This window comes from Bacteroides sp. MSK.20.82 (assembly GCF_019052485.1).
In the GTDB taxonomy this organism is placed as follows: Bacteria; Bacteroidota; Bacteroidia; order Bacteroidales; family Bacteroidaceae; genus Bacteroides; species Bacteroides thetaiotaomicron.
On record NZ_JAHQUN010000015.1, the window covers coordinates 77,956 to 104,545 of the forward strand.

Consider the following 26,590-nt stretch of genomic DNA (forward strand, 5'->3'; position numbering starts at 1 on the left):
AATGATTAATTTTTCATTGGCAAAGAAAGTACATCAATGAAAGAAACACCCCTTAAATTAGTACGGAAAACCTGTAAGATCATACGTCGGCATCATTTATGGGTTCATTTTCATCTTCAGACAGCTTTTTCCGATAGGCAGATGGAGATACCCCGAATTGGTTCTTGAAACATTTACTGAAGTAGAACGGATCGTTGATACCTACGCTATAGGCGACTTCGGCTATGGTGAGATCTTCTGTCAATAACATTTCAGCAGCCTTTTTCATCCGCATGACACGTAAATATTCGTAAGGAGAATAACCGGTCACTCCCCGTACTTTTTTATAGAATACAGTACGTCCTAGTCCCATTATTCCGGCAAAGTCATTGACCGAAAAATCGGTATCGGTCATGTGCTCATTCAATACTTCATTCAGCTTTACCGAGAACTTCTGATCCTTGTCATTGGTACAGATAATGGAATGAGCCAATCCCGGTTCGTTAGAATATTTTTGGCGCAGTTTATCCCGTAGCTCGATTAACTTGAAGATTCTTGCCAGTAGTAAAGAGACATTGAATGGCTTCGTGATATACGCATCAGCTCCGGATTCAATTCCTTCCTGATATTTCTCTTCTATATTGAGGGCAGTCAGTAATATGATGGGGATATGGCTGGTGGTAAATTCATTTTTAAGTTTGCGTGTCACTTCAAATCCATTCATTCCCGGCATCAGAACGTCACAAACAATTAAATCAGCATCATACGTACTTGCTTTTTCAAAACCGGATGTTCCGTCAGCAGCTACTTCAACTTCAAAGTAAACTCCTATTTCTTCTCTTAGGAATTCACGGATATCAGTATCATCTTCTATAATCAAAACTTTGCGTTTGTTCAAAGGATCGACAGGAGGCTGGAAAGTATCCTCTGACGTTTCATTTCTGAGAAAATCTTTGGAGTGCTGTTCCTCTTCTTCGGTTAATAACTGATTGGGAATCAGGAAATCTTTCTCCTGATAGATATCAGAATTAGTCGGCAATAGGACGGTAAAGACAGAACCGCCTCCCTCATTTTCATCATAACTGATATTACCTTTATGTACCTGTACCAGTTCGTGTGTCAAGTGGAGACCTACTCCGACACTGCTATGAGAGAAGCTGCTTTGCATGAAACGCTTGAACAGTTCAGAACGTTTTTCTTTGGGTATGCCGATCCCGTTATCTATGACTTGTATACGAAGCTGTTGCTTGTCTTCCTGAATATCTATTTTGAATATAATCTTTCCGTTAGAAGGAGTATACTTGAAAGCATTGGATAGGAGGTTGTAGGTAACCTTGTCTAAATTGCCTTTATCAATAAACATTTTATAAGCAGGTTGTGACGGCTCAAAACTGAAATCGATGTTTTTGGACTCGCTTGTATCCTTGAAACTCAGGAAGATTTCATAAAGGAAAGCAATGACGTCCGTCTCTTCCAAAGATAAGGCCAGTTTGTTTTTCTGCATCTTTCTGAATTCAAGTAGCTGATTGATGAGGCGTAACATTCTCTGAGTGCTTTTATCCATGGTTTTTAAAGGACGTTGCATCTCTTTGGGAGGATTCTCTATATTGATTAGCTTGTTGAGAGCACCTTGAATCAGAGTAAGCGGTGTACGGAATTCGTGGGATATATTGGTGAAGAATTCCAGCTTATATTCGGTCAATTGCTTCTCAACAGCGATGCGATTGCGTAATCTGTTGAAATTTCGTATGATATGGAAACTGAAATAACAGACGATTCCAATGAATACCAGATAAATCAGATAGGCCCAGGTCGTCTGCCAGAAAGGAGGAGCTATGACAATCTCCATAGTACTTTCTTCCCCCCATACGCCGGCTACATTGCAGGCTTTCACTTGCAACTGGTATTTACCGGGAGGAAGATTACGGTACGTTGCCAAATTTTGTGCTGAAGGGATGCTCCATTCCGAATCATATGGAGGCATCCGATAAGAATATTTGGATGCTCCGCTTAAAAAGTTGAATGTTGAAAAGGCAATGACAAATGAATTTTGATAATGTTTCAAGTTTAACTGCCCTGTATAGGACATGGTTTCGTTGAGAGGGGAATCATCCATACCGGGCAACATATGCGCTCCATTGATGTGAAGCCCTGTGAATACGGTCGATGCAAGTTTTTCCATGTTTTCCACTTTATTGGCATCGAGAACTACCAGGCCGTAGTTCGTACCGAAAAGTAATCTTCCGTCAGCATTTATGCAAGCCGTATTTTCAGAGTATACATTCCCTAGTGTATGTGAAGAAAAATAATAATTCTCTATTTGCTTGGTGGCGAGGGTGAAGCGGGAAATGCCATATTCGGTCGCAATCCACATTTTGTTGTCCTGATCTTCAACAATCGACTGTATGACTCCGTTGGGCAATCCGTCTTTAATACTATAACAATCGAAAGTCAGATGTTGGTAGTCATTTCCCGGATAGCAGATGGCAAAGCCTGCTCCCGTTGTTCCAATCCACATATTTCCTTCATGATCATTCACCAGACAGCGGATTTCATTGCTGGGGAATGTTTCATTGACATGATTGTAAAGTACGTAATTCTTGGGGGAGTTGATCAGTGAGTCCGGATGGAAGATATAAATACCGTTGTTGGTACCCACCCACATCATACCGTTGCGGTCTTCCTGTATGACGCGTACCCGTTTTTCTCCATAACTGTCTTGAAAGAAATGCTTGAATTGATAACCGTTGCCTGTTTTGACAGCCAGATTCAATCCTCCGCCAAATGTTCCTATCCACATCCGCCCTTTGCGGTCACGGTAGATTAAGTAGACATTGTCGTTTGATAAGGAGTTATTATCCTTACTGTTATATCGGTACCATTGGTCAGCCCCGATACGTAATCCTATACCACGCATACCCAACCATAACTGTCCTTCATTATCTTCGCACATACTGTATACGTTATGTGTAAACTTCTCTCTACGAAGTATATTTTTCAGGTCGGCATCATATTCATATAGGGTACCCATGCGGTTTGCCATATATACATTACCGTTTTTGCCACGTAAAAGCATACGTATCGTGTTGGAGCGGTCAGAAGCATCTTCGCCATTCGGATAGATACGTAACGTTCCTTTATTCAGAATCTCCAGATGAGATAATCCGGAGAATTCGGAACTCACCCAGATACCCCCGGAACGGTCTTCAATGATATATTGCAGATAATTGGAATTGATATGGCTGGAGTGACTGACTTCAAAAGTGAAGTGCTGCAGATCGCCGGTATTCAGATCGTAGGCAAAGAGTCCGTTTCCGTAAGTCGTAATCCAGATGATATCCCGTGAATCATGAATGATAGAGTAACGTTCTACATCGATATATCCCAAATGCTCGGATGAAAGAAACTGAAAATGTTTGATGTCGCCAGTGCTGGTATTGACATACCATACGTTGCCGGTATAGTTGTGTACCCATGCATTCCCTTTATTGTCTCTGGTGACGTTACCGTTTTTAATATTCAGGCGGGAGAACCGGCGCAGCTTTCCCGTTACGGGATCTAGGATGTAACTGCCAGTGGCGGTAAACATCACCCATTGATGTTGCAGGCGGAGGCTTCCGGTGATTACACCTGTATCTCCGAGTTCGGTTAATGAAGCGATTTTCTCCAGTCGGTTATTGGAAAGAGAGTGGCGGTAGATTTCTTTTTTTCCGGTAATAATGCAGGTATATTGGTCATAAGAAAAGATATGTTCCCAGCTTTCTCCCTGTGTATCCATTGCTTCCAGTTTGCCGTCATGGTATTTCCATAATCCTTGCTTGGTTCCTATCCATACATGTCCGGGGCTGTCATTGCTTTCGTAGACAAACAGTACCTCGTCAGAAGATAGGTTGCCTAATTCTTTTTTGTATGCCTGCGACGAGAACTGGCCATCCTGATAGACGACACGACGGCATCCGTTATTGTTATCCCACAACCAGATAGACTGGTCGGATGCAATGATTTTTTTCGAATAGCTCTGTTTGTATTCTCCGCAACCGGTGAAATCGACGAAGCGCCCATGTTTTAAATCGTAACAGCTATATAAAGAAGAGAGGGTGGCGATCCATAAAAAACCGTTAGAGTCTTCTTCCATATTCCGGATGCGTGGGTCGGCCAATGAAATCGGCAGATTAGGGTCCGGGTAGATACTGACAAAAGAGTTGCCGTCATAATAGCTTAATCCGTTGACGGTTCCCATCCACATAAATCCCTTGCTGTCCTGAAACATATATCGGATGGAATTATTCGCCAGTCCGTCACCGGTGGTCAGTTTGTTCGAACGTATCTCGACAGATGCATGTACTGAACTGAGATAGAAAGATAAGAATGCGAATATCAGCAGTGCATTTTTCATATTTGATTTCTACGATTCTACATTATTATTAATGGTTACAAAGTTAATTTTCTTTTTAGAATAGAGGATGTAATAGCGTACGGAAAAATAAAGAAACGATGTATTATCGTTCATTCTTGATGTAAATCTCAGGTGAAATACGATTTTCTAGGCTTTGTGTACGCATGTACATTCTAAACTATAAAGAAAGCTGTAATTTAGCGGCATGAAAACGGTAACTGGAAAAAACTTCCGGTTACAGAATATTTGTTTAGAGGTAGAAGATAAGAGTCAGGTAATAAAGAAGCACATTAACAACAGTAAAATGGAAATCAGTTTTCAATAGGTTTTAAAATATAAGCATAATGAAAAAGCATATAGGTATTAGTCTTTTTTTTATGGAGTGTTTCCTGTCTCTTTCGGCTACGAATTATTTTGTAGCTACCAATGGTGATGATTCAAATGCGGGCACGCTTGACAAACCTTTCGCTACTTTACAAAAAGCGCAGTCAAAAGTCGTTCCCGGAGATACGGTATATATTCGCGGAGGCGAGTATCGGATACGGGAAGAGCAGATGATGGGAGGAGATCATTTGCGCGCTTATGTTTTTGAAATGAATAAAAGTGGCACTCAGGCCAAGAGAATCTGCTATACAGGTTATCAGGATGAACGTCCGATATTCAATCTGACTGAAGTAAAGCCGGAGGGTAAACGGGTATCTGTCTTTTATGTATCAGGCTCTTACCTCCATTTCCGCAATTTTGAGATTATCAAAACACAGGTTACTATCCGGGAGCATACTCAGTCGGAGTGTATATACAATCAAGGTGGAAATCATAATATTTACGAGAATCTGGCGATGCACGATGGCATGGCTATTGGTTTTTATTTGGTGCGGGGAAGTCATAATCTCGTACTGAACTGTGATGCTTATAATAATTATGACCCTGTATCTGAGAATGGTACCGGTGGAAATGTGGATGGCTTCGGTGGGCATCCGGCTTCTGCCTCCTATACGGGAAATGTGTTTAAAGGATGTCGGGCCTGGTACAACAGTGATGACGGTTTTGATTTGATAAAGGCACAAGCAGCTTATACGATTGAAGATTGCTGGGCGTTTTATAATGGATATAAGCCCGGAGGATTTGTGGGTGCGGGAGATGGTACAGGGTTTAAAGCGGGTGGCTATGGTATGCGCTCAAAAGTGAAGATGCCGAATGAGATTCCACACCATGTAGTGAAGAATTGTCTGGCATATAAAAACAAGAACAAAGGATTTTATGCCAATCACCATTTGGGAGGAATTTCCTGGTTCAATAATACCGGTTATCAGAATCCGTCTAATTTCTGTATGCTGAATCGTAAGTCTGCCGGAGAAATAGTGGACGTGGACGGATATGATCATATTATTCGGAATAATTTGTCATATAAGCCGAGGGCTGCAGGAAAACATATTGTCGATGTGAATCGGGAGGAATGTATGATTATCAATAATTCTTTTCTTCCTGTAGATATGACCGTAGGTGAGGATGATTTTGTAAGTTTGGATCCTGCTCAGTTAACATTGCCTCGCAAAGCGGATGGAAGTCTGCCGGATATTGATTTTCTGAAGTTAAAAAGAAATAGTAAATTATATGATGCGGGAATCGGTTTTCAATTCTCTGCGCAGAATCTTTAAAATATTGTTCTGTTATTGAAGAAAAATAGCTGCATGATAGATCTATGTTGATATAATCCGCATAGATCTATCGTACAGCTTGAAGAATGAGATCTTTCTGTAGATTCAGATATTAGAGAATAAGACGTTTGATCTCCTCAGCGGTATCTACAATATATTGAGGACTGAATTCTTCCAGTTCGGCACGTGGGCGGAATCCCCATGTTACTCCACAAACTGTCACTCTTGCATTGGCAGCCGTTTGCATATCCACGCCGGAATCACCCACGTACAGCACTTCTTCTTTGGTTACTTTGGCAACTTCCAGAATATCGAATACAACGGTTGGATCGGGTTTAACCTTTATCCCTTCACGTTGCCCGAACACAGCGGTAAAATGGATTTCCGGAAAATAATGGTCAATCAACTTTTGGGTGGCTGCCTGATATTTGTTGGAAGCCACAGCAATTTGAATACCTGCATCCTGTAAGTATGAGAGCAATTCCGGAATACCGGGATAAGGGCGGCTGTCATCGGCATTATGAATGTCATAGTAAGGGACGAATTCCTTGCGTACGCGCAGTACATTCTCTTTGGACTTTTCTCCTTCCGGCAAGGCACGCTCAAAAAGTTTGTCGATGCCGTTTCCTACCATGAAGTTATATTTCTCGATCTCATGTGTGGGATATCCTAACTTATTCAAGGCATAATTTGTACTGTGTGCAAGGTCGGCAATGGTATTCAGTAATGTACCATCCAAATCGAAAATGACTAGTTTCTTCATTGAACTTCTTGTTTTTTTATGTTAATCCTGTTTTCCTTTCTTTCTGCTTACAAAGATAGGAATAAAAAACGAATCATTTCCTTGTAATTCGGAACCAGTCTACATCTGTCCATCCTCCATCATTGGTAACAATAGCCGGACGGGTACAGAACATGCCGACTTTGGCGCCAATCCATTGTCCCTCCCTTGCCTGAAAAGGGTTGCCTAATGGCAAGAACTTCTTTCCGTCAAGGCTATAACTGAAGTTGCACATCACAATGAGGTCGTTACCTCCTTCACTGGCTTTAATTTTCTTGCCGTCGCAACTGAAACGTACCTTTAGGTATACCGTGTTTTGGGTAAGACCGACAGAAGAGTTTACCTGTTCCGCTTCTCCTTTATCTGCTTTTTTACATTCAATTTGAGACAGCACAAGACCTTTGTCCGTATTTTCCAGAATCAATCCTGCATAATCCCTGCCCATTACTACCAAACCTGTACGTTCACCTTTCAGTTTGGGATTAGGCATGAAGGTCAGTTTCATTGTGGTGGTGAAATTGTCCGAAGGAGTTTTTTGCAACAACAGATTAGCTACATCCCACAAATTCTTATAATCCGCTACTACCGGATAAGAGTATAGTCTGACATAACTTTTGTCTCCGGCATAATATGCCCATTTCTCATTGATATTAGCGTGCCACTGCCATTGCGGAGAGAGTATATATCCGTCGAATTCGTCGCTTTCTTGCGGTGTACAGATGGGATATATCTTTCCTACATTCGGCTTTTTGTAGGTCATTACCGGTTCGCCGCAACCGTCACCATCTTTGTCGATACCGATTACAGGCCAGTCATTCACCCACTTCATCGGTTGCAAGTGAACAAGGCGACCATAAGCGCCTACATCCTGAAAGTGGAAGAACCAGTCTTCTCCGGAAGGAGTGTCTACCCAAGCTCCCTGGTGAGGTCCATTGACGGGAGAATCACCCTGCGCCAGTACAGTTCTCCATTCATAAGGACCATACACATTTTTAGAACGGAGTACTACCTGCCAACCGGTTGGCACACCGCCTGCCGGATGGAAGATATAATAATAGCCGTTCCTTTTATAAAACTTCGGGCCTTCACACGTCTGGTGTGCTTCGTGACCGTCGAAGATAATGCGTGAGGGGGTGATGGCTTTGGTCGCTTCCTTATTCAATTCACAGATGGTGATTACACTTTTCAGTCCGGCGCGGCTTCCTGCATAGGCGTGTACCAGATATACTTTTCCGTCTTCATCCCAAAGCGGGCAGGTATCGATGATTCCTTTTCCCGGTTTAACCAGAACAGGTTCCGTCCACGGACCTTGCGGGTCTTTGGCTTTTACCATGAAAGCGCCTTGGTCCGGGTCTCCCCAGAAGATATAAAACTCTCCGTTATGGTGGCGGATACTGGGTGCCCAGACACGGTTGCCGTGTTCCGGACGTTCCGGTGTTTCAATAGGGGTGAGGGCATAGGGAACAGCAGCTCCGATAATCGTCCAGTTCACTAAATCCTTGGAATGTAGAATCTGCAATCCCGGCAGACAGTTGAAGCTGGAAGAAGTCATATAGAAATCATCTCCTACGCGGCAAGCGTCCGGATCGGAATAATCGGCATAGAGCACCGGATTCTTGTATTTACCATTTCCGAGATCGGAAACCCATACTTCGGATACATAGTTTTTCTGTGCTACCGCAGTGAAAACAGTTAGCAGGCAAAAAGCTAAAGTCTGTGTCAATCGTTTCATGATATAGGTATAATAGTTTGATATTAAAGATTCAGTTGAAGTCTCTCAATGGGGCAAAGGTAAAAAAAAGACTCCGCACAAAGGAGTAATAATTGTGCAGAGTCGGTATAAAAACTGGTAAATACTCCAGTATTTGATTGTTTAACTGTATTTGTATGCTTTGTTTAATGAATATCTTTTATTTTGACCGTTACCGGATGTACCAATTCTTCTTTCCATTCGCGGAGATAAGCGAACCATGCTTCCGGTGTCTTATAGCCGAAAGTTTCTTTCATGGAAGTGAAAGTGGTGTGATACTGTAAGTATTTGCTTCCCGGAGATGTGATGGTGTAGAGGTAGTTGTCTTTGTCTTTCTCTTCCGATTTCACATATCGTTGGGGAATGCAGGTCCCAAGACCTACTGTTTCTTTGGCATATTTCACGGTATCGTTTACCGGCCAGTCTGTTCCCCAACTGCCGACAAGCCCTTTGTGATCCGAGTAAGATTCTGCGGTACCGACAATATCCTGAACGCCTGTACAGAACACTTCGTTCTTAATCGGCTCGTCGAAGAATGCCTCGATACGAAGATCACGGTGTCCGGCATAGAGTGTGTAACGGGTCATCATGTCCAATTCCGCATTTTGATATTTCCAGCCTGTCACTTCGATTTCTGCGATGACACGCACCGGACCGTAAGAGATGATACGTTCCGTACGGGTAGCCACCGGAGTGATATGAGTTGCTTTCTTTCCGTCCCATCCTTTGAAAGCACCCGGACCGCAACTGTCGAATACCCGGAGGACATCGTCACCGAATCCTCTTGCTAACTGTTCGTCAGTAGGGTAGAACTGAGATTCTTTGATTTCCAGTCCTTTATTGAACTTACCGTAGATATCCGGTGTCTGTTTTTCGTTAAAGTAAAGACGATAGCCTACCAGTTCCGATTCCAGTACAGGACCATGAGGACGGACCATACTATATATATTACTTGTACCAGGGACAGTGATTGCCTGTACTGACTGATGCTTTCCTTTTCTCGGGTCAGCAATGAACATTTCCGCATAAACCCGTGCCGGATAGGTTTTCGTACTCTTTTCAGAAGACAGGGTTACCTGAAATGTTTTTCTTCCGTGAGCAGGGAGGCTGGTAACGAATGCCAGTTCATCCATCTTACGGTCTCTGTTCAGGTCGTCCAGCTGAGAAGGAATTTCAGTGCTTCCTTCCATTACTACGGCAGACTTTACTTTAAATCCGGTATGCAAGTCACGCAAGTTGATTACTACCGGTTCATCCGTCTTGGCACGGTTCCAGTTATTGTTTACTTCTACAGTAATGGTTTTCTCCTGTTTTTGAGCCCAGGCGGACAGAGAGCAGCACCCGACAAGGAGTGTGATGATAAAAATATTCTTCTTCATGATTTTAAGGCATGATATTATACGTCGTATTTCTTTCTGCAAAAGTAATTGAAAAAATAGCAGACCGGCTTATCTTTGGAAGATAAATTAGTCTGCTATTTGAGCTTTTTACTCTATATAATGATTTTGTGGTTTTCTGTGGTGGAATCTCTTATTTGAAATTCAATATCTGTCCTTTGGCGTCAATCTCTTCATAAGTCTCTCCATCGACTTTCAGATTCTTGGCGCTTTTGACATTCAGTATATTCTTTCCTTTGGTTGATTCTACATAAATATTTTCGAGTGTGACACCGTCTACCTGACTGATAACGACTCCGTCAGTAGCTTCCGTCATCACAACATTCTTCACAGTTACGTTACGGATAGGCATTTCCGGAAGTCCGTTGAAGAACATCGCACGTCCCGAACCTCTGCAAATGACATTTGATATATGAATATCACGGAACGCAGGAGTCTCTTCGGTTACAGGAGGAATCGCCGTCTTCATACGGCTCAGCAGATCTTCTTCCGATTCTTCTCCGGCTCCTTTGCCACCATAGAACAGGTCGAAAAGTAACGGTTCGTTCGGTATATTGATCATATTGATGTTATTGATATAGATGTTTTCTACAACACCGCCACGTCCGCGGGTACTTTTGAAGCGCAGACCTACATCTGTTCCCAGGAATGTACAATCTTCTACATAGATATTCTTCACACCACCGGACATTTCACTGCCTACTACAAATCCGCCATGCCCATGTAATACCGTATTATTCTTTACGATTACATTCTGGCAAGGTTCTCCGCGGCGGCGGCCGTTCTCATCTTTGCCCGATTTGATACAGATGGCATCGTCACCCGCATCGAATACACTATTCAGGATCAGTGCATTCTTGCAAGATTCCAGATCGAGTGCATCTCCGTTCTGAGAATACCAGGGATTGATTACCTGAATATTATTCACTGTAAAGTCTTCACATGACAACGGATGCAGACACCAGCTCGGTGAGTTCTTGAAAGTAACTCCTTCCAGCAAAATCCTCTTGCTTTTCACGAAATTCAGTAATACGGGGCGCAACCATGCACGGATTTCATTCCATTCTTCGTCCGTGTTGATGCCTTCGGGCACATTGAAGTCTTTGCAGGCCATTGCACCTTTCAGCGAACCGGCGGTAGGATACCATATTCTTTCCTGTTCATCGAGTACACCACCCGATTTTACCAGTTTATTCCATTGCGAAGCTGTTAGTTTTTCCTTCTTCACCGGGCGCCAGCAGTCTCCGTTTCCGTCAAATATTCCATATCCTGTGATAGCGATATTCTCTGCATTACGAGCAGAAATCGGTGATTGACAGCGGCGTGTTTCCAATCCTTCGAAAGAAGTGGGGATGATAGGATATGCTTCAAAGTCACCGGTGAAGAGTATCAGGGCATTGCGTTCTGTATAAAGATTCACGTTGCTGAGCAGTTCGATAGGTCCGGTCAGCCAAGTGCCTTCTGGGATGATAACTTTACCTCCGCCACGTTGGTTTACTTCTTTTATAGCATCGTTGATTGCTTTCGTATTCAGGGTCATCCCATCCCCCTTGGCTCCGAATTTAGAGATATTTACCTCATAAGCAGGAAAAACCGGCTGCTGTACTTTCGGCATTTCGAAAGGTAAATTCTGGTAAATGGTGTCATCTATTGCGTTTTCGCTTATTGCGCACTCACTTTGTTTGCATCCCGAGACAAACGGCAAACAACATACGACCATCCAGAGGAGTCTTCTTGTCATTGTGTTCATTTAGTAACTTTTCTATAGGGTTATACATTTATTGTTTTTCTGGTATTCTCTTTCGATTTCTAAGATGGCTTCTCATAACTCTTATCTCCCTCCGCAGGCGACCTCTCGCAGGCAGCCTGCCGGAAAGGAATAAGACAAATTCATGTTAACCTAATTCTAACCTTAAAATAAATATTATGAAAAAACCTCTTAATTATCATTGGCAAAGATAAGGGGGAAACTTCAGGCAGATGTGGAGTTATTGATAGAATACGTGTATTTTTTGTCATTTATGTCTAATATTTGCACACTTCTCGTGTTTTTATGCAGAAAGATACTATCTTTGCACAAAATTTAACTATTAGAAGATATGAGTAACAACTTGTTGAAAGGAAAAAGAGGAATTATCTTCGGTGCACTGAACGACCAGTCTATCGCCTGGAAAGTAGCAGAGCGCGCCGTGGAAGAAGGTGCAACTATTACATTATCAAATACTCCGATGGCTATCCGTATGGGTGAAGTCAATGCATTAGCTGAAAAACTAAACTGTCAGGTAGTGCCGGCAGATGCCACCAGTGTGGAAGATCTGACGAATGTATTCAAGACATCTATGGATATATTGGGCGGACAAATTGATTTTGTATTGCACTCTATCGGTATGTCTCCTAACGTGCGCAAGAAACGTACTTATGATGACCTTGACTATGGAATGTTGGACAAGACATTGGATATTTCGGCTGTATCGTTCCATAAAATGATTCAGTCCGCCAAGAAACTGAACGCTATTGCGGAATATGGTTCTATCGTAGCTTTGAGTTATGTCGCTGCTCAGCGTACTTTTTACGGCTACAATGACATGGCAGATGCTAAAGCCCTGCTGGAATCTATCGCACGCAGTTTCGGGTACATCTACGGTCGTGAGCATAGCGTACGTGTGAATACGATTTCACAGTCGCCTACCTTTACTACTGCCGGTTCGGGAGTGAAAGGTATGGATAAGCTGTATGATTTCGCTAACCGTATGTCTCCGCTTGGAAATGCAACAGCTGACGAATGTGCGGATTATTGTATCGTGATGTTCTCCGACCTTACCCGTAAGGTGACCATGCAGAACTTGTTCCATGACGGTGGTTTCTCCAGCGTAGGTATGAGTCTTCGTGCAATGGCTACTTACGAAAAAGGACTGGATGAGTACATGGACGAAAATGGTAATATCATTTACGGATAAAAGGTTATGAAACTACGGATCTCTCTTCTTACTATATTAATAGGTATGCTTTTCGCCTCCTGCGGCTTAAGCACAGGAACAGTTGCGGAGCAGAAGGAAGAAGGGATTTCTGTTCTGAGATACGATAAGCTGTTGAGCGAATATGTTCGCTCCAACAGCTTTTCCGCTATGCAGAAACTGACAATGGACTATCGCCAGCCGACAAAGATTCTGATAGAAGATGTACTGTCTATCGGTACGGTAAAGGACGATACCATTTCTCAACGTTTGCAAAAATTCTACTCGGATAGCACCTTGCTTCGCTTGCTGAGCGATGTCGAAGCTAAATATCCCAATCTTGACGAAGTAGAAAAAGGGCTCACCAAAGGATTCCGGAAGCTGAAGAAGGAAGTCCCCGATACGAAAATACCATTTATTTATTCGCAGATATCCGCATTCAATGAATCGATCATTCTGGTAGATACATTGCTGGGAATCAGCCTCGATAAGTATATGGGAGAAGACTATCCTCTCTACAAACGTTTCTACTATGACTATCAATGTACCTCGATGCGTCCGGAACGGATTGTGCCGGATTGTTTCGCATTCTATCTCCTTAGCCGTTACGAAATGAACTATCATGAAGGTACTTGTCTGGTCGATCTGATGATGCATTCCGGCAAAATCAATTATGTGGTGCAGCATTTGCTTGGTTATGACGATATTGGTCAGGCAATGGGATACTCCGATCAGGAGAACGAATGGTGCAGGAAAAACGAAAAGGATATCTGGGAGTATATCTGTGCAAACGATCATCTGCACGCACGTGACCCAATGGTGATCCGCTACTATATGAAACCGGCGCCTACTGTTGATATGCTGGGAGGACAAGCCCCTGCATTGATCGGTTCGTGGGTGGGAGCACGGATTATAGCATCCTACATGAAAAAGCATAAAGATCTTAAAATAAAGGATCTGCTGGAACTTACCGATTATCAGAGTATGTTCGAAGAGTCCGGTTACCTGAAACTCTAGCCCATACCTATTACTTATCACCTATTACCTAAAGTGGAAACTGCTCTTTACCTGTTGCCCGTTACATTGGGCGATACACCTCTTGAACAGGTGTTACCTTCTTATAATACGGAGATCATTCGTGGTATCCGGCATTTTATTGTCGAAGATGTTCGTTCTGCCCGTCGCTTTCTGAAGAAGGTTGATCGGGAAATAGATATTGATTCACTGACTTTTTATCCTTTGAATAAGCATACTTCTCCTGAAGATATATCCGGTTATCTGAAACCTTTGGCGGGTGGAGCCTCAATGGGGGTGATTTCGGAGGCGGGCTGTCCTGCCGTTGCCGATCCGGGAGCAGATGTGGTTGCCATTGCCCAGCGCCAGAAACTGAAAGTGATTCCTCTGGTAGGACCTTCCTCTATTATTCTTTCTGTGATGGCTTCGGGATTCAATGGACAGAGTTTTGCCTTTCATGGCTATCTGCCGATAGAACCGGGAGAACGGGCTAAGAAACTGAAAACACTGGAGCAGCGTGTCTATGCTGAAAGTCAGACACAGCTATTCATCGAAACTCCTTACCGGAATCATAAGATGATAGAAGATATCTTGCAGAATTGCCGTCCGCAGACAAAACTATGTATTGCTGCCAATATAACTTGCGAAGGCGAGTTTATACAAACCCGCACGGTGAAAGACTGGAAAGGGCATATTCCCGAATTGTCTAAGATTCCCTGTATTTTTCTCTTATACAAATAACATCTTTCAGGTGTTCGTATTCATCTTCGAAGCAACTGCTGAAAAAGCCTTTGCCCATATTTTCTTCTATCTGTTTGAAACTCCATAGCTTACTGTTCTTGAAACGGGGAGTGCAAAGGATAGAATCATCTTTGATATCGACGATGAAAAGATAGATGAGCCGGTTGGTTGTTTCATTCTCGAAGTGATAGACAATGTTAAACTCCGGCTTGAAGTCTTCCGTTGCGTGTGGAAGCGCATTGTGCACCAGGCGGTTTACTCCTTCCGTGAGGGATTCACCATAGCGGAGATAGCATTCCATTGGTATGTCTGTTTTCCCTTTATCCAGGATGGCATTCATCGGTCTATCGCAAAGAAACAGCATCCCGTGAGTAGATACGGCTATTCTTATGACCGGATTGATATAGGCATTCTTATAGTTGAGGGCTTCTATGGCAAGGCTTCTTCCGATGACATCTCCTTTTGTGTTGACTATGGGCACGTATTCCGTGTGCGACATCAGATGGTTGAAATACCGGATAGCAATCTGATTGAACAGGATACTCATCACAAATACGACAGGGGGAAATACCTTATAAAGTATCACCATGCTTGTCTGGCTTAAAGGGTCCTGACTGGCAACGACAATACTGATAATAATAAAATGCAGGATACCGAAGATCAATGCAAAACGGGCCGAAACAACTGCCGCCTCTGCTCCTTGCGCATACAAGCGCTTATTGCAGGAGCCTATCTGTCTCAGAAAGTGGTTGATAAATCTCTTTTTATGCATATAGAGTATCAGCATCGGAATGAGGATACTGACTTCCAGGGTAAGAGGCAGAGCACCTGGCGGAACATAGTCACCGGGAATCAAGGCTGCAAGTGACAGCAGTGCTAGCATTCCGGTGGCAATATAAAGAATAAAATTAGGAATTAGCGCTCCTTTACGGTGTAGTAATAGGTATATCCCTACGATACCTATACCAGTACCGATGTAAATAGCCGTGTCTTGCGTTATAAATTCACACAATAAAATGGAAATAATAACGGGGATAAAACCCAATGACATGTTAAACGCGGAAGAAAGTGTTCCTTTATGATCCATCTTTATGTTTATTTGCCGGTTTTACCTATAAAACAAATAGGGAATGTGTTTTGTTTTCTATCGAATGTGTTTCTCTGCATGATAGGATGAACGAACGAGAGGAGCACTCTCTACAATGCTGAATCCTTTCTTTAAACCGATGGTTTTGTAAGTGGCGAATTGTTGTGGCGTCACATACTCGGCAACCGGATAATGCCGGTGTGTAGGCTGCAAATATTGTCCTATCGTAAGAATCTGGCAGCCGACTGCCAGCAGGTCGTCCATAATGGTTTCCACTTCCTGTGGAGTTTCTCCCAACCCCACCATAATACCGCTTTTTGATTTTGTTCCGCTTCGGGCGATGTGGCCGATCACTTGCAGGCTGGTATCATAGTTGGCCGCACTGCGAACCAGGGGACTGATGCGTCTTACCGTCTCCATATTATGGGAAATGATGTCGGGATTGGCTTCTATCACTAGGTCTACCAGTTCCATTCTACCCTGAAAATCGGGTATCAGTACTTCGATTGTGGTCTGCGGATTCAGTCGTTTGATCTCACGAATGGTATGTGCCCAATGTCCGGCTCCCAGATCGGGAAGGTCGTCACGGTCTACCGAGGTAACTACCGCATGATCTAGTTTCATAAGAGCGATAGACTCCGCTACGTGTGTCGGTTCGTTGGCATCCAGTGGATGCGGGCGTCCGGTTTGTGTGTTGCAGAATTTGCAGCTGCGGGTACAGATGTCACCGCCGATCATAAATGTGGCAGTTCCTTTTCCCCAGCATTCTCCCATGTTGGGACAACGCCCACTGCTGCATATCGTATGCAGGCAGTGGGAGTCGACAATTCTTTTAGTTTCGGTGTAACGGTCGTTGGCACCGATATTTATTTTCAGCCATTCAGGCTTGCGCACTCTGTCAGCCATTACAAATTGTTCAGGAAGAAGTTGGTCAATCGTGTATATAGATGCTGACGGGTGTTGCCGCCGTATATGCCATGATTACGATTGGTATATACTTGCATATCAAATTGTTTACCCAACTGCACCAGATGCTCGGCATATTCTGCACAGTTCTGGAAGTGAACATTATCGTCTGCCATACCATGTACCAGCAACAGATTGCCGTGCAGTTTGTCAGCCCGTGTGAAAGCGGATGATTCTTTGTATCCTTCTGCGTTTTCTTTCGGGGTGCGCATGAAACGTTCTGTATATATAGTGTCGTAGAAACGCCAGTCCGTAGGTGCGGCAACAGCTACACCGGCTTTGAATACCGGAGTTCCTTCGCTCATACTCATCAATGTCATGTATCCGCCATAGCTCCATCCCCAGATACCGATACGGTCTTTATCCACATACGGCTGTTTGCCTAAATAGAGAGCTGTTTCGACCTGGTCTTTGGCTTCTTTCACGCCGATTTTGAGATAAGTGCACTTCTCGAACGCTTCTCCGCGGCCTCCTGTACCACGACCGTCTACACATACAACGATATAGCCGAGGCTGGCCATGTAAGTCTCCCAGCTGATTCCCCAAGTATCCAGAACTTGTTGTGACCCCGGACCGCTATACTGGTACATCAGCACCGGATATTTCTTGGATGCGGAGAAGTTGACAGGCTTCATCATCCATCCATTCAAAGTTACCCCGTCCGTAGTCTGGAAGGTAAAGAACTCTTTTTGCGGGATAGCATAGCCGGCTAACGTTTGTTTCAACTGGTCGTTGGTGATAAGCGTTTTTAAGGTTTTGCCTGTGTTGTCATTCAGCGTAACTAGCATAGGAGTATCCAGATTCGAGAATTTGTTCATATAATACTTCATCGATTTGCTGAATAACGGCGTATTGGTTCCTTCACGTTGAGACAACTTTGTCTTTTTGCCTTTCTTATCAATCTTGTAGACTGCTTTACGCAAGGGGCTTTCCTCATTGCTGGTATAATAGAAAGAGCCGTCTGTTGCGTCATAACCCAGAAAATCCTTCACTTCATATTTGCCATTGGTTACTTTCTTGATAAGGTTTCCCCCCATGCTGTACCAGTAAAGATGGCTGAAACCGTCACGTTCGCTAAGCAAACTGAAAGTTTCCGGATAGAACTTGATATTATCGAACACGTTCTCCTTAATATAATAAGGTGACTCATCACGCAACACTAACTTGCAGAGCGTTGAGCGCGGATCGGCAAAATAAAGGTCGAAACGATCCTGATGGCGGTTCAATGTCATAACGGCAAGTTTGCTGGCATCTTTCGTGAAGCGGATGCGGGGGATATATCCGTCTGCATCTATCGGAAGCTTCATGGTGCGGGTCACGTGCGATTTGATGTCGTACGTACGTACTTCTACTTTCGAGTTCGGGTATCCGGCTTTCGGATACTTGTAGGTGTATTCTCCCGGATAATCTTTCAAAGGAGTAATCTGCGGTGCTTCTCCCGCGAACATCGGAAAAGAATAGGAAGGAACTTCCGACTCGTCGAAGCGGATGAAAGCAATCATGGTATTATCGGCACTGAACTCCAGGGCGCGGTTGAAACCGAACTCTTCCTCATATACCCAGTCGGGGATACCGTTGAGAACCATATTTTGCTTGCCATCTTCGGTCACCTGGCTTTCGCTGTTACCGTAGAGCAGCTTTACGAGAAATATATTATTGTCACGCACGAAAGCGATCATCGTTCCGTCTGGAGAAAAGACGGGGACCTGTTGAGGTCCGCCGTCGGACAGCCGTTCAATAATGTTGTTTGTCGTAACTCCCTTATCATTTCGTTTCAAAGGGTATATATAATGCACAGCTGTGTATGAATGCCGGTATATCGGGGTCGTTTTGGTAGCGATCAGTAATTTGTCACCATCGGGTGAGAACTGATAGCTGTCGAAATTCTTGAAGTCACATTCGCGTGCCTGGTTCACGTCAAAGATCACCTCTACCTTTTCTCCTGTGCGGAATGAGTATTTGATGATTTGCGTACCATCGGCGTTCATTTGTGTGTAGTGCTCTCCATCTGGTGTGGGGATGACTCCCTGAATATTTTCCGGGCGGAAGCGTCCGGAGGTAATATCTTTTAAATCAAGTGCCTTTTGTCCTTGTGCCATTCCGGCGAGGCAGAGAAGGCAGAGGAGCAGGGCTAAACTTACTTTTCTCATTTTATAAATCGTTTTATATTTTACTTGTTTAAGGGGGTTAAGTTCATACCCTGCAAAAATAACAATAAACTTAAATACCTCAAAGTACATCCTGTTTTTGTTTGAATTAAACCCTTATTTTCTTACGCCTTTTAAATTTGTTTAGTATCGGATGACTGCTGTTTAGTTAAAAATGATGTATTGCGGAGAAAAAAGAGTCTTTCCCCTTGCATTATCAGAATGAAAAGTGATATATTTGTGATATCAAAATAATATCAAAATTTAGTCCTATGAATGCAAAAGAATTTCAGTACAATGACGTGGTTATTAATGGGTTTGTAGCCTTGTTTGTTAATTTGGCGATACTGCCTCTTCTGATTGTGATGAGCTTTATCCTTTTTAAAGGAAGTATTGTTTTGTTCCTGCTGTTGATCCTCTTTCTTGCAGCAGCTATTCTGATGATTCCCGGATATTTTTCTCAGGAACCGAACGAAGCCCGGGCTATGGTATTCTTCGGAAAGTACAAGGGTACCTTTACCGAAACCGGTTTCTTTTGGGTGAATCCTTTTATGAATAAGAAAAAGCTCTCTTTGCGTGCCCGTAATCTGGATATAGAACCTATCAAGGTGAATGATAAGATTGGTAACCCCATTCTGATAGGACTGGTGCTTGTCTGGAAACTGAAGGATACGTATAAGGCCATGTTCGAAATCGATGCACAGACGATGGCGGATAATAAAGGAACCGGACAGATGAGCGTAACCGTTGCCGGACGAATGAATGCTTTTGAAGATTTTGTGCGTGTGCAGAGTGACGCTGCTCTCCGTCAGGTGGCAGGATTGTATGCTTACGATGATAACGAAGCGAATTCGGATGAATTGACATTGCGGAGCGGTGGCGATGAAATTAATGATCAGTTGGAACACCAGCTTAACGAACGTCTGGCGATGGCCGGAATGGAAATAGTGGAAGCCCGTATTAACTATCTGGCTTATGCTCCGGAGATTGCAGCCGTCATGTTGCGTCGTCAGCAGGCTTCGGCCATTATCAGTGCCCGTGAAAAGATTGTGGAGGGTGCCGTATCAATGGTACGTATGGCTTTGCATAAACTTTCTGAAGAAGAAATTGTTGAATTGGACGAGGACAAGAAGGCGGCGATGGTCAGCAATCTGCTTGTAGTTCTTTGTGCGGATGAGGCTGCACAGCCGGTAGTCAATACAGGTACGTTGAATCATTAATAAATAAAAACAGAAGGTAAGAAGGTAGTGGCTAAAAAAGAATCTTCAATAAAGAGTTTTGTTTTGCGTGTAGATGCCGAGACAATGGATGCCATCGAAAAATGGGCAGCCGATGAGTTTCGCAGTACCAACGGACAACTTCAGTGGATTATTGCCGAAGCGCTGAGAAAGAGCGGTCGGCTGAAAAAGAAATCCGCTAAGGCAGGGAATGCTCCGTCCGAATCTTCCGATCAGGCATAACCTTTTTTAGATAGAATTGATAAGGATTATTGGAAGATATTCGATATCTTTGTGAAAAGTACTTTAAATATTACCGCTATGAATTCGAAGAGAAAAGATTTGCAGTATGCTTCTGTCTTCCTGTTGGCCGTAGCATTGACATTCCTGATGGGAAAAGGTGATAACCTGTGGTTGATATCATGGGGTGACTTGATACCGAGTCTGTTTGTGCTGTTCATTGCGGGTGATTGTCTGCACAGTTCCCTGCTCCGTATTAAACGTGGCGAGGAAGCAGGAGGTTCCCGTTGGAGTACCTGCTTTGCTTTTCTGATATTCAGCATTGTTTTCATGGGCGATTTATTCTTCATCGGCCATTTTATCATTGATAAATTACTGGGATAATAAGGGAGATGTAGCCTTACTTTTCAGATAAACAACCCTATATTCTTGTGTTATCTATCGGATAAGGTCGTGTGATATAAGTTCAATTGTTATCGTGCCACTCGGGTGAACAGATCGTTTCACCCGGGTGGCACGATCTGTTCACTAGAGTGCACAGGCCTGTGCACTCTAGTGGAACGATGAAGATGTCGGTAAGAAAACAGAGGTATGTAAGGGAGATAAGATAAGGATGTAGGTAAGAGATGCTAAGAAGATAGGTAGTATCATCTGTAAAGGACAGCCGGATGAAGGTAAGATAACGGTATACTGTCCGAAAAATCATGAGAGATAAGTTGAAATAGAATGAGAGATACCGATGATGAAAGTATCTCTCATTTTGTATCTTGTTAGTTCTCTGATATTTATAAGAAAAGAATGAGAGTATGAGAGATAAAAACATAATTCTTTTCTGAGAGGCTGGGGGAATGGATGGATAAATCCCGATAGAATCTGAGTTTAATGCCAATATGTAAATAGGTATACCTTGCCGCAATTGTTAGAAAAGAAGATAAACTAAAGCATTTAGTTTACTTTAACTATGAAAATTAGTTTATGAACTAAAACTTCTCGTTATTTGCAGTAAACAATGTTGTAAATATGAAAGGATTAACAGTAAAAGAAGAGGAATTGATGGGGTATTTCTGGGAGAAAGGCCCTTTGTTTGTGAAAGAAATGTTGGCTTTCTATGAGGAACCGAAGCCTCATTTCAATACGTTATCTACAATTGTTCGCGGGCTTGAAGATAAGGGATTCCTGGCTCATCATACTTTTGGGAATACTTATCAGTACTATCCCGTTGTCAGCGAAGAAGATTTTCGTAAAGGGACATTGCGGAATGTAATCAGCAAGTATTTCAATAATTCATATTTGAGCGCTGTTTCATCTCTGGTCAAAGAGGAGGATATTTCTTTGGATGACTTGAAAAGGCTTATAAACGAGGTGGAACAAGCTCATCAGAAATAATAAAGAATAACACAATCTAATACAAAACAATACTATGCACATTTTCTTCCTCATATATATGTTGAAAACAGCGCTTTGTCTGTCTGTTTTTTATTTATTCTACCGCTTGTGGCTAGGCAAGGAGACATTTCATCGATTCAACCGGATGGTGTTGATCGGGCTTATATTGGTTGCATTTGTCATTCCTTCGCTCAAAGTTTCACAGAACTTCCATTTACCACAGATTGAGCAAGTGTTTGAACGTCTGAATATTCCGGAAGAAGAAACGGAGCAAGAACATGATTTGCAGAAAATGGAGCAGGTCACAACAACTACGTTACATACACAATTAGAGAAAGAAAGGTCTGATTTCACTATTTTGACCCTTGGCAATTTGGGATTTCTGTATCTGGGTGGAGCATTGCTGTTATTGTTGCGTTACATATTTTCCATAGCATGTATATACCGTTTGATTCGTAACAGTGAGAAGAAGTGTTGGAAAGGAAAAATCAGATTGGTGGTCCATCAGCAAAATGTGGCACCGTTTAGTTGGAGACACTATATTGTGCTATCCCGGCAGGACTTGGAGGAGTATGGCGAAGAAATTATAGCTCATGAGTATGCGCATATCATGCACAAACATTTCCGGGACCTATTATTGGCGGAGATTTGCCTTTTGTTCCAGTGGTTTAATCCTGCAATGTGGCTATTCAGAAAAGAATTGAAAACTGTACATGAGTTTGAAGCAGATGAATCAGTTCTGAAAGCAGGGATTGATGCAAAGAAATATCAGCTTTTATTAATTCAAAAGACTGTTGGAACAAGGCTGTATTCTATGGTGAATAGTTTTGATCACAGTTCACTTAAAAAACGTATTACTATGATGTTGAAGAAAAAATCAAATCCTTGGAAATTATCAAAATACTTGATAGTATTTCCGTTGGCAGCTATTACAGCTGTTCTTTTTGCCCGTCCGAATCTTCTGAATATGAATAATCAGGAGGGAAATGCATTCATACAGGATACATTGGATGTGAGACATTTCGAAGAGATTCTGGTTTCTAAGAGTTATGCAGAATCGGACACTGTACAAATTATAGAAATCGATACTCTAAAAATGCATATCCCTGTGGGATATGCAGGATGGTCAATTTCGGAATCAAGTTCTGATGATAATGTCATCAGTTATCGGAAAGGTGTTTACCAAAAGGAGAAAGGAATACTACGTTTGTCTTCCACTACTCCGTGGACAGAAAGTGACTTGGCGGATTTTGTTCATCGGGTAAAAAAAGGAATGCTTAAATCGTTGAATGAACTCTATGGAGTTAAAAAGCAGCAGAACGCTCATCCTGCACTTGCTCATGAAGTGAAGACCTCTCATACTGTGAAGTGCATTTATTATGTGAAGGATTTCTTTAAGATTTATTGTACGGATGGAGGAACCGGGCATGATGGACAGCTTATTCTTTTGGATGGAAAAGAAATTTCTTACCAGCAGTTGAAGAGCTTATCTCCGGATGATCTGTTGCATGATGTATGGGAAATTTTGCCGGAGTCGACGAATCTGGAATCTAAGTTTGGTAGTAAAGCCAAGAAAGGCATTTGGGTGTTGGCATCTAAAAAGAATCCTTCCTATTTGGAGGAGTTTGAGAAGAAATTGGCAGAGAACTAACTGGAATTAATCTATATATGGGATTCTTTTTCGTCTATATACTAAAATCGGGGGTGTGCCTGTCATTGTTTTATTTGTTTTACAGGCTGCTGTTGAGTAAAGAAACGTTCTACCGTTTTAACCGGATTGCGTTGTTGGGCATTCTCGTGTTTTCTTTGTTGCTTCCGCTGATTGAAGTGACCAAGGCGCCGCAGAATGAAATAAATCAGGCAGTACTGACAATTGAACAACTACTTGTTATGGCAGAGAATCATCAGGAAACCCAGGTGACAACAGTAGTGGAAGGAGATGATTTGGTAGATACGTGGAGAAGCCCAGTGCATTGGATAGAAATAGTTCTTCTATTTTATATAGCGGGCATATTTTTCCTTGTTTGCCGGAATGTCTATTCTTTATTCCGTCTTGTTCGGTTAATGAATACGGCGCAACGGAGACAGATAGATAAACATACTGTTTTGTTGGTTCATGACCGGAATGTGGCACCCTTCAGTTGGATGAAGTTTGTTGTGATTTCACGAACTGATTTGGAGGAGAACGGACGTGAAATACTGATTCACGAATGTGCGCATATCAGAAAGCACCATTCTTGGGACTTGCTCATAGCAGATATCTGTATATTCTTTCAGTGGTTTAATCCTGGAGCGTGGTTATTGAAACAGGAATTGCAGAATATCCATGAATACGAAGCCGACGAAGCGGTCATTAATGAGGGTATAAACGCTAGAGATTATCAATTATTATTAATAAAAAAAGCCGTTGGCACAAGGCTCTACTCTATGGCCAACAGCTTTAATCACAGTAAACTTAAAAAACGTATCACTATGATGTTAAAAGAAAAATCGAATCCTTGGGCACGTTTGAAGTACTTATATGTACTTCCGTTGGCAGCTATTGCAGTAACCGCTTTTGCCCGTCCCGAAATCTCTGAAAAGGCTGATGAGATTTCTGCCGTCAAAGTTAATGATTTGGCTGCAATTGTAGAAGCAAAAGTGGAAGAAATCACCAAAGATGTGCTGAAAGATTCCCTGAAAGCTAAGCCCTATGTAGTGCCTGAGAAATCAAAAATGTATGGAGGACGTTGGGTTTCTAAGGATTCATCGACTGTATATTCAGCAGATTCAGTTGTAATATTCAATGATTCCGTTGCTTCCAAGCGAAGTTCGGTTGTTTTATATGGTGGCCGTTTTGAACGGATATCGGAATCAAATAAGCCTCTTATATTGGTAGATGGTAAGGAAGTATCTAAAGATACATTGTATTCGATAATGAATGATGAAGCCAACCCGAATCGAATAAAGACTGTGTCTATATTACGTAGCGATGCGGCTCTTTCTATCTATGGCGAGAAAGGAAAACATGGTGTTTATGATATTGAATTACTGCCGAATGCGGATAACCACTTTCGAATTACTAAAACTCAGGCTAAATTTAAGACTAAAACCGGATCATTTCCTAAACTGAACTCTGTCCCTGGCATTGGCGGACTTCCCAGTCGTGGTGTATATGATGGTGAGGAACCACTAGTAGTGATTGACGGTAAAGAAGTTTTGGAACCTAATGCTTTGTCTAAGATTTCTCCGGATCGTATAAAAAGCTTTTCTGTCTTGAAATCAGAGGCTGCTTTGGAGGCTTATGGTGAGAAGGCGAAGAATGGAGTGATTTTGATAGACTTGCTTTCTGAGGAGGAATATGAAGACATTAAAAAGAATCCGCAACGTCCCTATAACAATGCTTGGGAGATGGCAATGAATATCCACGATAATAAAGTTGTTCCTACAGGAAAGGTATTATTCTTTATTGATGGTAAGGAAGCCTCGGAAGAAGAATTGAAAAATATTCCGGCAAATGAAGTGCGTGGAGTATCACGTATTGATAATAGCGGGGAGGGTGAAACTACGATCCGTGTTGAAACGGAAAGAAATTCGGATAAGTGGGTATTGGCTTCGGGTATTGTAATGGATAAGGAAGGAAAGCCTATGGAAGGAGTCACTATTACTATGTATGGAACTTCATCGTCTACAAAGACTGATGCAACTGGACACTTTGAGCTGAAAACTCCTAAAGACGCCTCTCTCCAGATTTCTCGGGGTGAGAAGGTGCTTTTCAGGACAAAAGCTGCAAAAGATATAAAAATCGTATTGGATAAATAACTTAGGAATCAATATACTTAATAAAATGGTCATTCAGCGTCCTTATTATTTATACTAATCCGGGTTAAAACTATATTTGTCTCCTTTAAATATCAATGACTATGGGAATCTTTCTTATCTATATTTTGAAATCGGCGGTTTGTCTGTCTTTATTTTATCTGTTTTACAGATTGTTGTTAAGTAAGGAAACATTCCATCGGTTCAACAGGATAGCCTTATTAGGGATATTATTTTTATCCCTGCTGATTCCCTTTATAGAGGTGACTACTGCTCATCAGACCGAATTGAGTCAGACCGTACTGACAGTTGAGCAACTATTGATGATGGCGGAAGCTATGGATCCCGCGGAGGTGTCGGTTGCACAGCCGGAGGAACTTTCCATTTCCTGGGTACAAGTTCTGTTGCTGTTTTATCTGGTTGGTATTATATTCTTTGCATGCCGTAATCTTTACTCTTTATCCCGTTTACTATTACTGATTAAATCGGGTAAACGGGAAAGGCTTAAAGGAGGAGTCAGACTGATTGTTCTGGAACGGGAGGTCGCTCCTTTCAGTTGGATGAGATATATCGTTATTTCCCGGAAAGATTTGGAAGAGGATGGACGCGAGATTCTGATTCATGAAATGGCACATATTCAGAATCGTCATTCCATCGATTTGTTGGTAGCTGATATCTGTATCTTTTTTCAATGGTTCAACCCCGGTATATGGCTGCTGAAACAGGAATTACAGAATATTCATGAATATGAAGCCGATGAAACAGTTATTAATGAAGGTATTGATGCGAAAGATTATCAGTTATTATTAATAAAAAAAGCCGTTGGCACAAGGCTCTACTCTATGGCCAACAGCTTTAATCACAGTAAACTTAAAAAACGTATCACTATGATGTTAAAAGAAAAATCGAATCCTTGGGCACGTTTGAAGTACTTGTATGTACTTCCGTTGGCAACTATTGCAGTAACCGCTTTTGCCCGTCCCGAAATCTCCGAAAGAGTTGAGGAGATTTCTGCAGTCAAAGTTAATGATTTGGCTGCAATTGTAGAAGCAAAAGTGGAAGAAATCACCAAAGATGTG

General features: G+C 42.4%; 19 protein-coding genes. 11 read left to right on the plus strand and 8 right to left on the minus strand.

Features of this window, described 5'->3' with window-relative positions:
• Positions 1-79 precede the first annotated feature (79 nt).
• On the minus strand, positions 80-4,375 hold the full coding sequence (locus KTR07_RS14515; protein WP_055300472.1) for a hybrid sensor histidine kinase/response regulator transcription factor: 4,296 nt from the start codon (positions 4,373-4,375) through the stop codon (positions 80-82).
• Between the two features lie 344 nt (positions 4,376-4,719).
• Here KTR07_RS14515 and KTR07_RS14520 point away from each other — a divergent pair, with 344 nt between their 5' ends.
• A complete protein-coding gene (locus KTR07_RS14520) occupies positions 4,720-6,033 on the plus strand; it encodes a right-handed parallel beta-helix repeat-containing protein (RefSeq protein WP_103877564.1) in 1,314 nt (437 codons plus the stop codon).
• Between the two features lie 112 nt (positions 6,034-6,145).
• On the opposite strand, the gene KTR07_RS14525 is transcribed toward KTR07_RS14520, so the two are convergent.
• The 4 genes from KTR07_RS14525 to KTR07_RS14540 form a co-directional block, all read right to left on the minus strand.
• Positions 6,146-6,796: an HAD family hydrolase gene (locus KTR07_RS14525; protein ID WP_008764399.1), complete on the minus strand. Its 651-nt coding sequence runs from the start codon at positions 6,794-6,796 to the stop codon at positions 6,146-6,148.
• 73 nt (positions 6,797-6,869) lie between these two features.
• Positions 6,870-8,546 carry a glycoside hydrolase 43 family protein gene (locus KTR07_RS14530; RefSeq protein WP_117980079.1) on the minus strand — a complete coding sequence of 559 codons (1,677 nt, stop codon included), beginning with the start codon at positions 8,544-8,546 and terminating at the stop codon, positions 6,870-6,872.
• Positions 8,547-8,710: 164 nt separating this feature from the next.
• The gene (locus KTR07_RS14535; RefSeq protein WP_011109160.1) at positions 8,711-9,943 is read right to left on the minus strand and encodes a DUF4861 domain-containing protein; all 1,233 of its coding nucleotides are present in this window, start codon (positions 9,941-9,943) and stop codon (positions 8,711-8,713) included.
• Between the two features lie 151 nt (positions 9,944-10,094).
• Positions 10,095-11,711 (minus strand): glycoside hydrolase family 28 protein, encoded by a 1,617-nt coding sequence (locus tag KTR07_RS14540; RefSeq protein ID WP_011109161.1) that lies wholly within the window; start codon positions 11,709-11,711, stop codon positions 10,095-10,097.
• Positions 11,712-12,060: 349 nt separating this feature from the next.
• On the opposite strand from KTR07_RS14540, the gene KTR07_RS14545 reads away from it, so the two are divergent.
• From KTR07_RS14545 to KTR07_RS14555, 3 genes are read left to right on the plus strand one after another with little or no spacing between them, the layout of a single operon-like run.
• Positions 12,061-12,918, plus strand: a complete 858-nt coding sequence (locus tag KTR07_RS14545; RefSeq protein ID WP_008759864.1) for an enoyl-ACP reductase — start codon at positions 12,061-12,063, stop codon at positions 12,916-12,918.
• Between the two features lie 6 nt (positions 12,919-12,924).
• On the plus strand, positions 12,925-13,932 hold the full coding sequence (locus KTR07_RS14550) for a gliding motility lipoprotein GldB (protein ID WP_117981128.1): 1,008 nt from the start codon (positions 12,925-12,927) through the stop codon (positions 13,930-13,932).
• Positions 13,933-13,965: 33 nt separating this feature from the next.
• Complete coding sequence (locus KTR07_RS14555) at positions 13,966-14,670, plus strand: SAM-dependent methyltransferase (protein ID WP_008764403.1); 705 nt, start codon at positions 13,966-13,968, stop codon at positions 14,668-14,670.
• On the opposite strand, the gene KTR07_RS14560 is transcribed toward KTR07_RS14555, so the two are convergent.
• Genes KTR07_RS14560 through KTR07_RS14570 form a run of 3 tightly spaced genes read right to left on the minus strand, consistent with a single transcriptional unit; the run spans position 14,636 to position 18,873 of the window.
• Positions 14,636-15,757 carry a hypothetical protein gene (locus tag KTR07_RS14560; RefSeq protein ID WP_072066195.1) on the minus strand — a complete coding sequence of 374 codons (1,122 nt, stop codon included), beginning with the start codon at positions 15,755-15,757 and terminating at the stop codon, positions 14,636-14,638. The two genes, KTR07_RS14555 and KTR07_RS14560, sit on opposite strands and share 35 nt — an antisense overlap.
• A gap of 57 nt (positions 15,758-15,814) precedes the next feature.
• Positions 15,815-16,663, minus strand: a complete 849-nt coding sequence (gene lipA / locus KTR07_RS14565; protein WP_008759868.1) for a lipoyl synthase — start codon at positions 16,661-16,663, stop codon at positions 15,815-15,817.
• Complete coding sequence (locus tag KTR07_RS14570; RefSeq protein WP_011109162.1) at positions 16,663-18,873, minus strand: S9 family peptidase; 2,211 nt, start codon at positions 18,871-18,873, stop codon at positions 16,663-16,665. Before KTR07_RS14570 ends, lipA begins: the two co-directional genes overlap by 1 nt.
• Positions 18,874-19,142: 269 nt before the next feature.
• Between KTR07_RS14570 and KTR07_RS14575 the strand changes: the two genes are divergently transcribed.
• The 7 genes from KTR07_RS14575 to KTR07_RS14605 form a co-directional block, all read left to right on the plus strand.
• Entirely contained in the window at positions 19,143-20,090 is a 948-nt protein-coding gene (locus KTR07_RS14575; protein WP_008764407.1) for an SPFH domain-containing protein, read from the plus strand.
• Positions 20,091-20,117: 27 nt separating this feature from the next.
• Positions 20,118-20,330 carry an Arc family DNA-binding protein gene (locus tag KTR07_RS14580; protein ID WP_008764408.1) on the plus strand — a complete coding sequence of 71 codons (213 nt, stop codon included), beginning with the start codon at positions 20,118-20,120 and terminating at the stop codon, positions 20,328-20,330.
• Between the two features lie 78 nt (positions 20,331-20,408).
• Entirely contained in the window at positions 20,409-20,711 is a 303-nt protein-coding gene (locus tag KTR07_RS14585) for a hypothetical protein (protein WP_008764409.1), read from the plus strand.
• Between the two features lie 636 nt (positions 20,712-21,347).
• Positions 21,348-21,713 carry a BlaI/MecI/CopY family transcriptional regulator gene (locus KTR07_RS14590; RefSeq protein WP_008759873.1) on the plus strand — a complete coding sequence of 122 codons (366 nt, stop codon included), beginning with the start codon at positions 21,348-21,350 and terminating at the stop codon, positions 21,711-21,713.
• 34 nt (positions 21,714-21,747) lie between these two features.
• Complete coding sequence (locus KTR07_RS14595; RefSeq protein ID WP_061473390.1) at positions 21,748-23,364, plus strand: M56 family metallopeptidase; 1,617 nt, start codon at positions 21,748-21,750, stop codon at positions 23,362-23,364.
• A gap of 17 nt (positions 23,365-23,381) precedes the next feature.
• Positions 23,382-25,514, plus strand: coding sequence for a M56 family metallopeptidase (locus tag KTR07_RS14600; protein WP_217315450.1), 2,133 nt, complete (start codon positions 23,382-23,384; stop codon positions 25,512-25,514).
• A gap of 101 nt (positions 25,515-25,615) precedes the next feature.
• Positions 25,616-26,590, plus strand: a 975-nt coding sequence (locus KTR07_RS14605) for a M56 family metallopeptidase (RefSeq protein WP_195364960.1), incomplete at its 3' end; no start/stop codon positions are given.

What these genes read in the sequence shown, in the direction of transcription:
- KTR07_RS14515 (WP_055300472.1), bottom strand. Translation starts at nt 4,375, where the DNA reads ATGAAAAATGCACTGCTGATATTCGCATTCTTATCTTTCTATCTCAGT.
- KTR07_RS14520 (WP_103877564.1), top strand. Translation starts at nt 4,720, where the DNA reads ATGAAAAAGCATATAGGTATTAGTCTTTTTTTTATGGAGTGTTTCCTG.
- KTR07_RS14525 (WP_008764399.1), bottom strand. Translation starts at nt 6,796, where the DNA reads ATGAAGAAACTAGTCATTTTCGATTTGGATGGTACATTACTGAATACC.
- KTR07_RS14530 (WP_117980079.1), bottom strand. Translation starts at nt 8,546, where the DNA reads ATGAAACGATTGACACAGACTTTAGCTTTTTGCCTGCTAACTGTTTTC.
- KTR07_RS14535 (WP_011109160.1), bottom strand. Translation starts at nt 9,943, where the DNA reads ATGAAGAAGAATATTTTTATCATCACACTCCTTGTCGGGTGCTGCTCT.
- KTR07_RS14540 (WP_011109161.1), bottom strand. Translation starts at nt 11,711, where the DNA reads ATGAACACAATGACAAGAAGACTCCTCTGGATGGTCGTATGTTGTTTG.
- KTR07_RS14545 (WP_008759864.1), top strand. Translation starts at nt 12,061, where the DNA reads ATGAGTAACAACTTGTTGAAAGGAAAAAGAGGAATTATCTTCGGTGCA.
- KTR07_RS14550 (WP_117981128.1), top strand. Translation starts at nt 12,925, where the DNA reads ATGAAACTACGGATCTCTCTTCTTACTATATTAATAGGTATGCTTTTC.
- KTR07_RS14560 (WP_072066195.1), bottom strand. Translation starts at nt 15,757, where the DNA reads ATGGATCATAAAGGAACACTTTCTTCCGCGTTTAACATGTCATTGGGT.
- lipA (WP_008759868.1), bottom strand. Translation starts at nt 16,663, where the DNA reads ATGGCTGACAGAGTGCGCAAGCCTGAATGGCTGAAAATAAATATCGGT.
- KTR07_RS14570 (WP_011109162.1), bottom strand. Translation starts at nt 18,873, where the DNA reads ATGAGAAAAGTAAGTTTAGCCCTGCTCCTCTGCCTTCTCTGCCTCGCC.
- KTR07_RS14575 (WP_008764407.1), top strand. Translation starts at nt 19,143, where the DNA reads ATGAATGCAAAAGAATTTCAGTACAATGACGTGGTTATTAATGGGTTT.
- KTR07_RS14585 (WP_008764409.1), top strand. Translation starts at nt 20,409, where the DNA reads ATGAATTCGAAGAGAAAAGATTTGCAGTATGCTTCTGTCTTCCTGTTG.
- KTR07_RS14590 (WP_008759873.1), top strand. Translation starts at nt 21,348, where the DNA reads ATGAAAGGATTAACAGTAAAAGAAGAGGAATTGATGGGGTATTTCTGG.
- KTR07_RS14595 (WP_061473390.1), top strand. Translation starts at nt 21,748, where the DNA reads ATGCACATTTTCTTCCTCATATATATGTTGAAAACAGCGCTTTGTCTG.
- KTR07_RS14600 (WP_217315450.1), top strand. Translation starts at nt 23,382, where the DNA reads ATGGGATTCTTTTTCGTCTATATACTAAAATCGGGGGTGTGCCTGTCA.